Here is a 13,818-nt window from a genome sequence, read left to right on the forward strand (position 1 = left end):
CGCTTAAACTAGCGGTTCCAGGCACTGGTGCCTGCAGCAGCCTTGTTGCGTTCCTTTTCACGCTGGCGGCGACGCTTTTCGGTATCATCCGGGAAGAATTCCGGGAAGGCATAACCAATCGTAATGCCAAACACGATACCCGTCTTGTCCATTCCATTCGGCTTGCCCACAACGCGAGAAGCATATGTATCGACAGCTTCGGTCTGAGAGTCTCTCGTCTTCTTGAAGCTCGGGTTCTTTTCAGGAGCCTTGCCAAGATCCGGAGCATAGTACATACCGAAGGAGAATTGCAAGTAGTACCATTCATTAGAAAGGTAAGCAATCAACACGTCAAACTGATAACCCTTAACAGAAATCAAGCTACGAAGGCCATCGGCATCCGGTTCCATGTCGTGGTCGAAATAGACCGTACCGTAAGAAGCGGACAAGCCCAAATGAATAGGAATCTTCGGGAAGAAGTAGTAGTTAAGGCCAACTTTATAGCCCGTACCACCTTCGAGCTTCATATAATCAAATTCGCTATCCTTGACCTTCGGCAACATACCGAAAGAAGCAAAGGCGGCAATATGCCAGCGAGTAATGTATTCAATACCGGCACCGAAGCCCATGCCCATGCCAGATTCACCCATGAACGGCATACGAGAACCGAGACCTACTTCAAAAATCAAGCGATCCTTAAGCCAGTCACGACGACGTTCGGAGTTTGCATATTCATCCAAACGCTGTTCTTCTTCGAACTTTTTACGAGTGAGAAAATCGTTTCTCTGGGCTGCAGTCATGCCAGCCGTAGCAGTTTCGACATTTTCCTCTTCTTCGTCATCATCAGCAGCCTTGACGGCAGAAGATGAAGATGCTTCCGTGACAGACATAAAGCCATCATCGGAATCAGCCGTGGCAGCAGGAGCTTCCACCGTTTTTTCGGCAACCGGAGCTGCCTTTTTCTTCATAGACGCTTTACGCCCCTTCGAAGGAGCAGCCCATGCAACCAAACTAGCCAAGCACAACAGCAACAACAATTTTTTCAGCATTAAAAAGCCTCGGATAAATAACCACGCTTGGAATATAACTTTTTATAGAAGTTTTTTTCGAAAACTTCATGTAAAAGTTGTATTTTCGTTTGATTTTACAATTTTGTAAGTTTCAAATAGGCCTATTCGACCTTTGTCAGCTCAGCCTTGATGCTTCCAAGCTTGATTTCGCACTGCATGAGTACCGGAAGGCGCCTGTCGTCGTCAGTAAACCAGATAAAAATGCGGCCGCTGGACTTGAAAATGCCATCGCCATCCAAAACAGGCTCGACCTTGACCGTATTGAACTCGCCAAGATCCGTTTTAATCTTTTCGCGCTTGTGGATAACGACTTTGAGTTCGTAGCGTTTCTCCCCGCTCACTGCAGCAAAACGAGATGTAGAGCCCTCTTTGAGAGGTAGGGTACGCACAAGGTAGAACGCAGACATAATGCTGTGTTCGAGCCCTTCGATGGTCACAGACGTATCGGCCGAGCGCTTTACGTAGTGGTTGACAGCGTCCTTAAAAACCGTATCGGAAAGGAAAGCCTTCTTTGCATTGCGGTCGAAGCGGATCATCGACTTATTGTGGAAAGTTCCTTCGTGGAGAGTCTTGCGGAACACATCCGTCATGAGTCCTTTGTTACGGACAAGCGTGTAGACAGTGTCGTGTACCGGATAAAATTTATTGACAGTCTTGTTGGCGGTTGCAAAAGTCAGGAATTCCGTCTTGCCGTCTTTGCGCGGTTTAACCTCGAGCGTAGCATAGCCAGCCGTAATGAACCCCCAGCTGAGGGTGTAAGACAACTTTTCGCCCTTCATCCACGGAGCCTTCATCTCTGGAAGGGTCTGCCATTTGGGGAGTGAAGCGGAGGAAGAAGCTATGGAGCTTGACGATTGCGCTACGAGAGTCGCCGAGGACTGTGGATTAGCTAAAGCTTCTGCAACACGAGACTGCGCTGCGCTTGAGGACTGCGCGGATGAGGAGGAAGAATATTTTTTAGAACTATCTTTTAATAAGGTCCAACAGTCAAATGATATTTGTCCTTGGGTTGCTGCAGCAAATCCAGATTCCCCAAGCCTTCCCTTTGAGCAAGGATCTGAGGATGTAATCAAGCCAGCCTCTCCTCCAGACAAGCCAGACTGAGCAAAAACAACATGACCGGCAAATGGCACGGCCAAGAGCAATAAAAATCCCAGCAAAACACTTTTCAAAGCACGATAAAACATAGGCCCCAAAACTCTTTATTAATGGACAAAATTTAAGATAAGGACAATATATAAAAGTCGAAAGCGATAGATACGGCTACATGTGCGCAAAATCAAAGAGACTGTGACAAAAAAGCAAAAAACGCTGACGAAACGCCAGCGTTTTTAATTCTGAATTAGAAGGCTTAGCCTTCGATGTCACCGAGGCTCTTGCGGTAAGCAATGAGCTTCTCGCGGACAGCCGGATCTGCGATGGCGACGATGTGGGCGGCGAGGTAACCGGCATTCTTGCCGTTGCCGATGCCGACTGTGGCCACCGGGATTCCCGGGGGCATCTGCACGATGGAGTGCAGTGCATCGACGCCGTTGAGCGGGCCGCCGGCGCAGGGCAGGCCAATTACCGGAAGAATCGTGTGCCCTGCGAGCACGCCCGGGAGGGCTGCAGCGAGGCCAGCAACACCGATGAGGACCTGGAGGCCTCGCCCGGCGGCTTCGCGAGCATACTTTGCCGTAGCATTCGGGGTGCGGTGAGCGGAGAGAATGTTGAATTCCCACACGATGCCGAACTGGTCGAGCACGGCGGTGATCTTGTCTACAGTTTCCTGGTCGGACTTGCTACCCGCAACGATACCGACCTTTGCATTCGGAACTTCATTAATCTGCATTTTTAAGTTTCCTTATTTTGCGAGTCTTGCAAGGCCTTTCTTACCGATGTCCTTGCGGTAGAACTTGCCTTCGAACTGAACTTTTTCGCAAGCGGCGTAAGCGATGTTCAAGGCTTCCTGAAGCGTTGCACCGTGACCGACAACGCCGAACACGCGACCACCGTTGGTCACGAGCTTGCCGTCGACCATCTTGGTACCGGCATGGAGCACCTGGGCGCCATTCTTTTCGGCTTCTTCGATACCCGTGACGACCTTGCCCTTTTCGTAGGAGCCCGGATAGCCGGCGCTTGCGAGCACGACAATAGCTGAGCTACCCTTCGGAGCCTTCGGAGCACCAAGCTTGGCAAGTTCGCCCTTTTCGGCAGCGTCGAACAAGGCAAGCATGTCGCCGTCATAGAGCGGGAGCACAATCTGGCATTCGGGGTCACCGAGGCGGCAGTTGTATTCCACGACCTTCGGGCCCTTGCTCGTGACCATGATGCCCACGTAGAGCACGCCCGTGTAGGGCTTGCCTTCGGCGGCCATACCCTTGAGGGTCGGTTCGATAATAGTCTTCTTGACTTCGTCGAGGAGAGCGTCTGTCACAACCGGAGCCGGGCTGTAAGCGCCCATTCCACCAGTGTTCGGGCCCTTGTCGTCGTCAAAGACGCGCTTGTGGTCCTGGGCAGAAGAGAGAATCACGTAGTCCTTGCCGTCGCAAACCACGAAGATGGAAGCTTCTTCGCCGTCCATGAATTCTTCAATCACGACCGTCTTGCCGGATTCGCCAAAGACCGCCTTGTCGCCGAGCATTTCTTCCACAGCGTCGTTCGCTTCCTTGTCGGTCATGCAGACGATAGCGCCCTTGCCCGCAGCGAGGCCCGACGCCTTCACCACGATCGGAGCCGGGTGTTCGGCGAGGAACTTCTTGGCAGAGGCGAGATCGGTGAAGGTCTCGAAGGCTGCCGTCGGCACGCCGTACTTCTTCATGATATCCTTACTGAAGGCCTTGGAGCCTTCGAGCGCGGCAGCAGCAGCAGTCGGGCCGAAAGCGCGGAGACCGCGGCGGCGGAATTCATCCACCACGCCAGCGACCAGCGGAATTTCGGGGCCGATAATCGCGAGGTCAATCTTTTCGGCGACGGCGAGGTCGGCAATAGCCTTCGGGTCGGCCACATCCACCGGCACGCACTTGCCCAGGTTTGCCATGCCCGGGTTGCCCGGAGCGCACACGAGAGTGTCGCACAGCGGCGACTTCTTGACTGCAAGAGCGATGGCATGTTCGCGACCACCGCTACCAACGACGAGAATATTCATAAGCGAGTCCTTATCTTTGAACGGGAGAAAATGTAGAAAAAAGAACGAATCCACCGTTTTCAAAAAGCTTAATAATAGGCCTACTTTTTCTTGATTTTTTTGAACAGCAAAACAACCCCATCTACACAAAGAGCAATAGACACAGGAATCGCAATTGAATAAAGAATCATGTTCACGCCTTCGTGCGTGGAAATTTGCGGAAGGATTCTAAAAGGGCTAATCGACATGTAGTAAAAGAACAAAATGCTCTCCGGGCCGTTTGACCAATGAAGTTGCGTTTCCAATAAACCAACAAGCAGCCACGCCAAATGATAAAAGGCAACAAGCCCAAATACAGACAAGGTAAATTTAAACTTTTGCAGTTTTGATGCAAGTTTCCATAAAAAAAGAACATACGTCAAAATAGATACCAAGCCAATGGCGGACATAACAAAGCAAAAGGATGGTATCGGTGGCAGAAACAAGCCGACGACAAACAGAACCAAGCCAAAAACATATAGCGAATAGAAATAGATATTGTTCATCATTCTAGACTCATACAGATTTGCTCATCACAACCCACCTTACGGCTTACCGCTCTTTGGGCCGTATTCTATTTTACCGTCATGGCGGATGATTACGTAATCACAAAGATTAAGAAGATCCGATTCCGAAAAATTTTCTTCACATCGTTTCATATGAGATGCAAATCCTCGGTGATTCCAAGGAGAAAAACGATCAATAGCAATATTGAAAAAATCTTCCCCTTTCTGAACATCCGCAACCGATACAAGAACATCGCCATTATCACTCAACATAAATACATACAACGGCACGATTCCTTCGCCAAATTGCAGTGTCGCCACATAATTTCCCGACATATTAAGTTTTTTCCAAACACTATCTTTGGAAATTTTTTCGTTCACAACAATAAAATCTTGTTCATAAGAAAGGCTCATTCCTCCATCATTTCTCAAAAGTTTCTTATACTCAAGCCATTTTTCAAATGACGGATTTTTACGGACCGCCATAAGCGTTTTTAAGAACAGTTTAACATTTTCAACAGGATCAGCATCAAACGATTCCGCCATATCACTCTTATACAGGCGGAGAATCAATTCCCTAAACGGAGTTTTTCCTTTCAAGGCTACATAAAAACTATAACATTGATTCAATCCATAATAATAAGTGTTCACCGCATTGATTGTGAAAAAATCTTCAAATCGTTTAAAACGTGAATCAAGACGGGCTTCTTGAATATACTGCATTTTTCCATTGTCATCTAAAGCCTGCTGAAGACTATCTAACACATGATAATACGATGCAAACGGAGTCTGGTTTTTCTGATAAAGTTTCAGCGACTTTGTCTCCTTAATTTTTCCGGGCATAGTTTTCAGAGACTTCACATGTTTAGAAATCATCCCTCTAAATAAAGGAAACTGCGCTTCGTCCAATTCCCGTTCATATTCCTTCTTTTGCAAAGACAAAACTTTACCTTTTTCTACTTGAATTCTATAATATCCCTGAATGCATGAAAAATTAAGAAATCCATTTACAAAATCGGCAACCAAAGGCTCATTCTTTTTTTCAGCAGTTTTATTCAAGATAATTTCTTGCAGAGGAACGCGAACAGAAACTATTTTGGGAGCCCCAGACGATTCATAATCAAATGAACGCGTCCACGCACTGATAGTCACACTATCCAAATAGAACATCGAATCACGAATACTCCAAAAAGCCTGATATCCGCCGCCTTCTTTAGGCGCAAGATAACTGTACATCGGTCGGATTGAGCATGCAGGGTATTCATCTATTGGGCGAAACGGCCATGCCTCATAATTGCTTTTAATGTAATCATTGAGCGGAAAAGAATTTATACGGCAAAGGCCATTTTCATGAATAATATGATCCGTTCCGCCTTCAAAATGGGCTCGCTCAGGCTCCACGGTAGCCATCACCACGCTAGCAAACAAAGCAATCAAAAATAGCAGTCGTTTCATTCGATCCATTATCACAAATCCATACTTACTTTTTATCGAACTTTAACGGCAAGGTTACGCGAGTTACATCATCCGCCTCATCAAAAGTCCATGTGGAAATTGCGTCACATATTGCTTTGTCAAATTTTTCATTTCCTGTTGATGATGACACTACTTCAATTTCACTAATTTTTCCATCGGGCGCAATAGTAAATTTTACTACGATGTCGTATTGAATTTCTGCATCTGGATGTTCACTGTTTTTTACTTCTTTTAAACGAGGCGCCTGCATTCGGTATTTCTTACGAATACTTGAAAGTTTTGGTTTGTTTTTATCGACAATCTCTTTTACATGCGAAGCTTTTCTTCTTTTAGCAGGCTTCTTTGAAAAGTCAGGATCACTTATTCCATCCCATTTTAAAGGTTTATGTGCAGAGTATGAAAGCTTTGAGTCCGTGATGTGCAACCATTGTTTATTGCAAGAATGCTTAGAACTTTCCCACGATTCAATCTGTTCCTTGCTGTATTTTTTGAGCAGAAGATTCTTATATACCTTATCGCTAAATTCTTCCTCTTTAGCAAGCAACCTTATCTTCGAGAATCCGGCGGCCTTAAGTTTTCCAAAAAACTTCTTGTATTTGTAAATACTTTCATCCTGATACGGGAACGAAACATTTATCTCGTCGCGGTCAACTTTATCAGCGTTTTTCGCTCGTATTTCTTTAAGGACATTAATTACTGAATCCGGCGATGCTTGAGAAACGCCATAAACTCTAGTCCAAACAGGATGTTCGCGAGAAATATCGCTTGTAAAAATACGGGTGGAACTAGCATCAACTTCAATCGAAGCAATTCTACCACCAACATGGCGGTCAACAACAAAGTAGCCATCAAGAATAAGAAGGTTAAGGCCAGTCGTATTCGCTTTACAGAACTCATTGCTTTTCACGTCATCACCAATTAATTCTGCTAAGTATTCTCCAATTCCTGTAAACAGGGAACTCGAGGACTGCGCATATAAAACGGCAGTTAACGATAAAAGCAATGCAAGAACAAACTTCATAGATTTAAAATACAATCTTTCCACGGGCTTTTTGTTTCTGTGAGCCTTCTTTTAAGCAAATTTACATTGATATTTTTGTAATTTGCCTATGTATGCATAACTTAAAACAGAATTTTCTTTTCATTCTCGCGACATTTATAATTGCAGTCGGGATTGCCGCGTGCGATTCCGCTAAAGAAGAGGCTTCAAGACTCGCCTGAAAATAAAGCCGCATTCGAAAGCGCTATCAAGAAAATATCTGAAGGATTCACCAAAGACAACTCATGGATAAGCATCGCTCAATCTCCATATATTCTCACGGGAACGCTTCAAGTCGATACAAATGAAATCAAGAAAATCATGCGAACAAAAAGCGCATACATCGAAATCGACTTTGCAATTGATACTGTTTTAAAAGGAGATATTCCTTCAAAAGAAATCATTATCAACAAATACATTTACAGCAAGAAGGAAAAAAGGCAAAACCGCAACGATTCGAATTTATTCTTATTCAATGGCAAAAAATCCATTGTTTCTCTAGCCCTTGGATACTCGGGCGGCTACTATCTTAGTTCAATTTTTCCCGTAACAGACGAAGTAAAGAATGAATTAGCAAAACAGAACGAGATTATTGCAAGCAAAGCATACACGAAAATCTGTCCGACAATTCAACATTCTTCTAAAGTCAAAAGTCTCATAGACGACATGCTTGTAGAGTCCAAAGCAACAGCTGCATACGCCAAACTAGAAGAATTAGGCATTCAGGCTGTTCCCGCTATCATTTGCCAAATGGATGACCAAAGAGAACTTGCAGTCAAACATATTACGCTTAAAAACAAATCCCCCACCGCTTGGGAGGCGACACGGCATTACAGCCCCGAGCTTGTTGTCGATGTACTCGAAGCCATTTTGAATCAGATAACCGGCAAAAGTTTTGGCAACATTCACAACGGCGGAATAGAAGAAGAAAGAACCAGCACCATCAACGGCTGGCGAATATTCCTGTGGCATTCATTTAATGATTAATTTATTCTAATATTTGTATAGAACAAAAAAACTGGCCGCCCCGCGAGGGACGACCAATTTAATTTCGCTAGAGATTGCTTCACCCCTACGGGGTTCGCAATGACGTCCAAGGTTATACAGCACGGGTGCTTGCACACGTATTGGATAACCGAAGCGTCATGCGCTTGCGCAATGACGTAAGCTTAGTTACCGCGTTCGAAGCGGATGAAGTTCACGACCTTCAAGCTGGTAAGACCGAGCTGCTTTGCAACGACTTCCTGGAGGTAGTCCTTGACAGAGAGCTTCTTCGGGTTCTTTTCAGACATGAAGAATTCCTGGTCTTCGAGAACGATTTCCTTAAGGACCTTAGCCACGCGGCCATCAATCTGGCGCTGCATGAATTCAGGCTTGGTCTGCTTGCCAGAAGCTTCGATCTGAGCCTTGGCAATTTCCTTTTCCTTTTCGATCGTTTCAGCCGGAACCGCAGCATCGTTCAATGCAACCGGAGCGAAAGCAGCGGCCTGCATAGCGATGTCCTTAGCAGCCTGCTTGAGAGCAGCTTCGTCAGCAGAGCCTTCGAAAGCGAGTTCAGTGATAACACCGATCTTGCCCTTCATGTGGCTGTAAACGCCAAACACGGAGTTCGGGACCTTCTTGATTTCAGCGAACTTGCGGAAGTCAATGTTTTCCTGAATCTTCACGAGGACGTCCTGGAGGCGGTCATTGATCTTGACGCCGTCAACAACAGCGTTCTTGAGATCTTCAACGGAAGCGATAGCCTGCGTTTCGACAGCCTTGGTAGCCAAAGCAGCGAGAGCAACGAAGTCGTCGTTGTTAGAAACCGGTTCGGTTTCGCAGGTGAGTTCGAAAGCAGCAGCCTTGTCTGCGGTTTCGATAAGGTAAACGCGGCCTTCCTTAGCAGCCTTGTCTGCGCGCTTTGCAGCAACAGCAGCACCCTGCTTGCGGAGGAGTTCCAAAGCCTTTTCCATATCGCCGTCAGTTTCGGTGAGTGCCTTCTTGCACTGCATCATGCCGACGCCAGTCTTCTGGCGGAGTTCGTTAACGAGGGAAGCGGTAATCTGCATATTACTTGTCCTCGCCGTTGTCGAACTTCTTCACTTCTTCCTTGGATTCCTTCTTTTCAGCAGCGACGCGCGGCTTGACGTTAGCAGCGATGTAGTCCACAATGAGCTTGAGGGACTTCACGGCGTCGTCGTTTGCCGGAATCGGGTAGTCCACGAGGGTCGGATCGACGTTCGTGTCGCAGATGCCGATGATAGGAATGTGGAGACGGCGAGCTTCTGCAACAGCGATCTTTTCGTGAGCGAGGTCGGTCACGACGAGAAGGCCCGGGAGGTTCACCATTTCGCGGATACCACCGAACACGTCGAGGAGCTTGGCGCGTTCACGATTCTTGTCGAGGACTTCCTTCTTGGAGAGAGCCTGGAAGGTGCCGTCCTGTTCCATAGCGTCGATCTTGTCGATCTTCTTGATGGACTTGCGAACAGTCTGGAAGTTCGTGAGCATACCGCCCAACCAACGGTTGGTGACGGAGAACTGGTTGCAGGTAGCAGCAGCGTCGAGCACGCACTGACGTGCAGTCGGCTTCGTGCCAACGAAGAGCACGGTCTTGCCAGATTCAGAAATCTTGGCAGCAGCCTTAGCAGCTTCTTCGAGGAGGTCACGAGTCTTGGAGAGGTTGAGAACGTAGATGCCGTTCTTTTCTGCCAAGATGTACGGTTTCATTTTCGGATTCCAGCGCTGAGTCTGGTGACCAAAGTGGGAGCCTGCAGCAAGCAGATCTTCGACGGAAGGCAAATTAGCCATAGTATATTTTCCTTTTCGGTTGTTACTACCCGGACTGCAATTAAGCCACAAAGCGAAGTTCAATATTAATTGTACCGCGCCACCGAAGCGACTCTTGCAAGCCGGTGATTGTTTACGCCCAGGCGATATTGCTTGGGCTAGCGCAAAGATAGAAATTATAGGGAGGCGTGTCTAGGGCGGGAATGCGCGCCATGAAAGAAAACGAGCCTCTAGAAAAATTCACACCGCTTGTGGCGACGCATTAAAAGGCAGAATCAAAGGTTTTCGTTTCCAGAAGCGGAGGAACTACTCCTCTCTTCTTTGGGAATCATCTGGTAGCAACGGACCGCGCCCCCAACAGATTTCAAAGTTTGACTTGAACCCCACCACCCCCAAGAGTCTCCAAGCAAAAGACCACCAAGTTGCCCAGCGTGATTTGAAGTTTCCATACTTTGCCCCCAAGGCTCCCAATAACGAAACTCTTCACCAACTTTCTCAAATTTGCCATCCTTATAAAAACCATTCGGCAAAGCGGCAAAGCCTAACGAATCGGTACATAAATTTTCATCCCATCCTTTTTTTGCACACAAATTATTTGGATTTATATACTTGAATATAAAATTTCTCCAGTCTCCCTCATTTACAAAAAGTTCCCATCCTTTTGGACAAATTCCCTGAACTCTCAAATAAAAATCTCTATTTTCTTCATGGCGATAATAATCTGTATTGTATCTAGCATTGATATTCAAAGCGGCTGACCATGTGTAATACCTTCCATATTTAGAACAAGAGTCCAAATTATCTTGATAACACCATGTTTGGCCCCGTAAATTCGGATAGTTCACCGAATCCGAAAAGTTCAGATTTTCCGCCATAATACGGAAATTGCTGTGTACAATATACTTGTAAACATGTCCGTCACGTTCATCAGTGAATTCACCGTAAAAAATCGCCGGATTCATGTAATCCCACGCTAAATGCTTTTCGACATAAGACGAAGAACTCGAGCTTTCAGCAGAAGATGACAATTCCACTACAGAAGACTTCCGTTCAGATGAACTACTTTTTACAGACGAAGACGATACGATTATAGCAATTTCAGAACTTGATGATTCAACAACAGGAGAGGAACTGGAATCATCCCCACAAGCAACAAATACGCAAGCTAAGCTCACCAGCATCAAGGTATTACGCAACATTTTTTTCCTTACTAGGTATAAATAATTCAAAAGCAACGTTTCCATAAGTTACCAAACAGGGATTACCTCTTCAAAAACTCCAAAATCCTTGAACGGTAATCCGGGGCTTCATCGTAGGCGGCGTGGCCATAGTTCTCGTAAACGTACAGTTCCACCGGCGTGCCATTTTGCTTTAGCACTTCTGCAATTTCGCGGGAAGCGATTACGCCCAAAACTTGGTCAAGTTCAGCTCCCAAAATGAAAGTTGGGCACTTGAGTTTCAAAAGGCCTTCGTACGCTTCGAACGCGAGGCATGCACGAGCCAACACGCAGAAACGTTTCATGTCTTGCTCCGTTGCATTCGTGTTCATTCGCATTAGGCTCTTTTTGTACTTGCGGATTGTTTCAGCAGAAAAAACTTTATCTATAAAATTCGAACAAAGCGATTCGATATCGCCGGCATCGGCAAGGCGTTTCCATTCCGTCATCACCGCGCGGGACATGTCGTTCAAGCGGGAAGCGCTACAGCCAAGCACCAAGCGTTCGACTTTTTGCGGGAACTGTTCTGCAATGAGTTGTGCAATCATGCCACCTTGCGAAATACCAATCATGCATGCGCGTTCAATACCGATAGCCGACATCGCTTCAGCGGTATCCGCAGCCATTTCTTCCATCAAGTACGATTCGCCAAAATTTTTCTTGCGGTCGAACATGTAGACCGTAAAATCATCTGCAAATATTTTATATGAATCAGCCACCATCGAGGCAATGCCCATAGTGCTTTTAAGGCTCATACCCGGAAGCAAGACGAGCGGGCGCGCGCCCGTGCCAAACTTGAGGTAATCCATTTCAAAATTGTCGGTCTTTACGGTCTGTACTGTATATTCAATCATATTGCAAAGATACTATAATTTTAAAGTTTTAAGATAAGCCTTTTGCTCATCGGTAATGCGATAACTTTCGATTGCCTTTTGGATGGTCTTGTTATGTGTCCAAGCGTCGAGTACACGTTTTTCAATATAAGGTAAAGTCGCTTCATACTGCTTTGCAAGTGCCGTTGCAAAGAACCATGCGACCATCATGTTCAGGTAATATTCTTCGCTGCGAATTTTCGCGACCCACTTTAAAAATTTCGGATCAAAGTCATCATCCAAAAAGAACGACATCAGCGTTTCGATACCAAAGCGGACTGTGTAAACGTCCGTCACGGGAGCTTTCATCCAGCGTTCAACATCTTTCAAAAGGCGCTTACGATTCGCGGCCTTCGCAAACACCTTGGGGCGCATTTGGTCACAAGTTGCCCAATTATCCACGTACGGCAAAAAGGCATCAATATGCGAAACGCAATCATCGTAATCTTTTATCAAAGACAAAATAAAAGCGTGCACCTGATTTTCGTCATAATACTTATGTGGAAGCGTTGACAAAAATTTTTCCACATCCGGGTGATTTGCAAATTCCTTGGCAATCGCGCGCAAGTCAGGAGTGCGTACGCCGATAATCGACTTTGCATCCGTCGTCGGGATCAGCTTGCTATGGAAAGCCTGAAACTTTAAATCTTGTTTTTCAAAAAGAGTTTTTTGAATTTCGTTAATAATTGACATTATTTCACCGGTCTATATCAGTCTTGTCGTGCACCAATCGCCTTGATGTTCAAATAATTTACAAAAACTTTTCTAAATTTGCGCGCATGGCTGAGAAAAAGAAAATACTCGTAATGGTCGCAAGTCCAAAAAATGAACGTAGTGGCACTCTTATCCCGACAAAGGCTTTTGTCGAAGGATTGGAACAGAACGGCGACTACGAGACCGAGTACATCTTTATCGACAAGATGCACATCAAGCCCTGCCGCGGCTGTCTTAGCTGCTGGGGACGCGAGGACGGATCTTGCTTTATCAAGGACGATGACGTTCCGATGATTCGCGAGAAACTTACGAATGCAGACATCGTTATTTGGAGTTTTCCGCTTTTCCTCTTCAGTATTCCCGGACAAATGAAAGTCCTGATGGACCGCATTGTGGGCATGGTTCATCCGTACATGGGTCAGAAGCTCAAGGACGGCGCCAACGCCATGAATTCGCACCTGCATGGGCTACAGTTCCAGAAAGAAGGGCAGAAAATTATTTTGCTTTCAAGCTGCGCCTGGATGGACTTGGACGTGGTTTACGAGCCTATCCGCAAGCAGTTCGACATCATCCTTGGCCATGAAGGCTACACGCTTATTGCATGCCCGCAGATGCGCGCGCTCGACCATCGTGGCGGTCCGCGTCGTTTGAACATGCTTCGCGACAAGTACCGCAAGGGCGGAGCTGAACTCGCTACGACCGGAACACTTTCGCAGGAAGCTATCGACTTGATGCAAAAGCCGATTTTCAGCGATGACGCCTACGAAACGCTCGTCGTGGAATTCGTAACGCACATGTTCGATCGCGACGACAATTTTTAGCGCCTTCGGCGAGTGGCTTGATTGCTCGGCTTTGCCGGGCATTTTTTATATAAAGGAAAGGCCTCCGAAAAGCGGAGACTTCGTGAGCCTCAAGCGATTCGTATCAACGAATCGTGGAGGCGAGAGTGAGGCGATATCACATTCTCGTGCTTGCAAAAGAGCCGAACGGTCTTGTAATAACAGAAAAACCCTGGCGAGAACCAGGGT

The 13,818-nt window shown here is 46.4% G+C and carries 14 protein-coding genes; 2 read left to right on the forward strand and 12 right to left on the reverse strand.

The features are described 5' to 3' along the window. Positions 1-8: 8 nt before the first annotated feature. From BUA34_RS10275 to BUA34_RS10305, 7 genes are all read right to left on the reverse strand, one after another. A complete protein-coding gene (locus BUA34_RS10275) occupies positions 9-1,028 on the reverse strand; it encodes a hypothetical protein (protein ID WP_072829254.1) in 1,020 nt (339 codons plus the stop codon). Positions 1,029-1,150: 122 nt separating this feature from the next. Further along, positions 1,151-2,236 carry a DUF3108 domain-containing protein gene (locus tag BUA34_RS10280; protein ID WP_254794429.1) on the reverse strand — a complete coding sequence of 362 codons (1,086 nt, stop codon included), beginning with the start codon at positions 2,234-2,236 and terminating at the stop codon, positions 1,151-1,153. A gap of 164 nt (positions 2,237-2,400) precedes the next feature. Beyond that, positions 2,401-2,880, reverse strand: a complete 480-nt coding sequence (purE, locus tag BUA34_RS10285; protein ID WP_072829257.1) for a 5-(carboxyamino)imidazole ribonucleotide mutase — start codon at positions 2,878-2,880, stop codon at positions 2,401-2,403. A 12-nt stretch (positions 2,881-2,892) separates the two neighbouring features. Further along, positions 2,893-4,176, reverse strand: coding sequence for a phosphoribosylamine--glycine ligase (gene purD / locus BUA34_RS10290; protein WP_072829664.1), 1,284 nt, complete (start codon positions 4,174-4,176; stop codon positions 2,893-2,895). Between the two features lie 80 nt (positions 4,177-4,256). Beyond that, complete coding sequence (locus BUA34_RS10295) at positions 4,257-4,703, reverse strand: hypothetical protein (protein ID WP_072829259.1); 447 nt, start codon at positions 4,701-4,703, stop codon at positions 4,257-4,259. 36 nt (positions 4,704-4,739) lie between these two features. After that, a complete protein-coding gene (locus BUA34_RS10300) occupies positions 4,740-6,164 on the reverse strand; it encodes a hypothetical protein (RefSeq protein WP_139255925.1) in 1,425 nt (474 codons plus the stop codon). A 16-nt stretch (positions 6,165-6,180) separates the two neighbouring features. Next, complete coding sequence (locus BUA34_RS10305) at positions 6,181-7,197, reverse strand: TonB family protein (protein ID WP_072829263.1); 1,017 nt, start codon at positions 7,195-7,197, stop codon at positions 6,181-6,183. Between the two features lie 141 nt (positions 7,198-7,338). On the opposite strand from BUA34_RS10305, the gene BUA34_RS10310 reads away from it, so the two are divergent. Beyond that, complete coding sequence (locus tag BUA34_RS10310; protein ID WP_139255926.1) at positions 7,339-8,202, forward strand: hypothetical protein; 864 nt, start codon at positions 7,339-7,341, stop codon at positions 8,200-8,202. 182 nt (positions 8,203-8,384) lie between these two features. Here BUA34_RS10310 and tsf read toward each other — a convergent pair whose 3' ends face one another. The 5 genes from tsf to BUA34_RS10335 form a co-directional block, all read right to left on the reverse strand. Further along, entirely contained in the window at positions 8,385-9,266 is an 882-nt protein-coding gene (tsf, locus tag BUA34_RS10315) for a translation elongation factor Ts (RefSeq protein WP_072829267.1), read from the reverse strand. 1 nt (position 9,267) lies between these two features. After that, positions 9,268-10,008, reverse strand: coding sequence for a 30S ribosomal protein S2 (gene rpsB / locus BUA34_RS10320; protein WP_072829269.1), 741 nt, complete (start codon positions 10,006-10,008; stop codon positions 9,268-9,270). 254 nt (positions 10,009-10,262) lie between these two features. Next, on the reverse strand, positions 10,263-11,186 hold the full coding sequence (locus BUA34_RS10325) for an FISUMP domain-containing protein (RefSeq protein ID WP_175545450.1): 924 nt from the start codon (positions 11,184-11,186) through the stop codon (positions 10,263-10,265). A gap of 62 nt (positions 11,187-11,248) precedes the next feature. Continuing rightward, the gene (locus tag BUA34_RS10330) at positions 11,249-12,058 is read right to left on the reverse strand and encodes an alpha/beta fold hydrolase (RefSeq protein WP_072829274.1); all 810 of its coding nucleotides are present in this window, start codon (positions 12,056-12,058) and stop codon (positions 11,249-11,251) included. Positions 12,059-12,070: 12 nt separating this feature from the next. Further along, on the reverse strand, positions 12,071-12,769 hold the full coding sequence (locus BUA34_RS10335; protein ID WP_072829276.1) for a DNA alkylation repair protein: 699 nt from the start codon (positions 12,767-12,769) through the stop codon (positions 12,071-12,073). Between the two features lie 86 nt (positions 12,770-12,855). Here BUA34_RS10335 and BUA34_RS10340 point away from each other — a divergent pair, with 86 nt between their 5' ends. Continuing rightward, entirely contained in the window at positions 12,856-13,611 is a 756-nt protein-coding gene (locus BUA34_RS10340) for a flavodoxin family protein (protein ID WP_072829278.1), read from the forward strand. Positions 13,612-13,818 lie beyond the last annotated feature (207 nt).

It is taken from the genome of Fibrobacter sp. UWB12, assembly GCF_900142485.1.
Taxonomy (GTDB): domain Bacteria; phylum Fibrobacterota; class Fibrobacteria; order Fibrobacterales; family Fibrobacteraceae; genus Fibrobacter.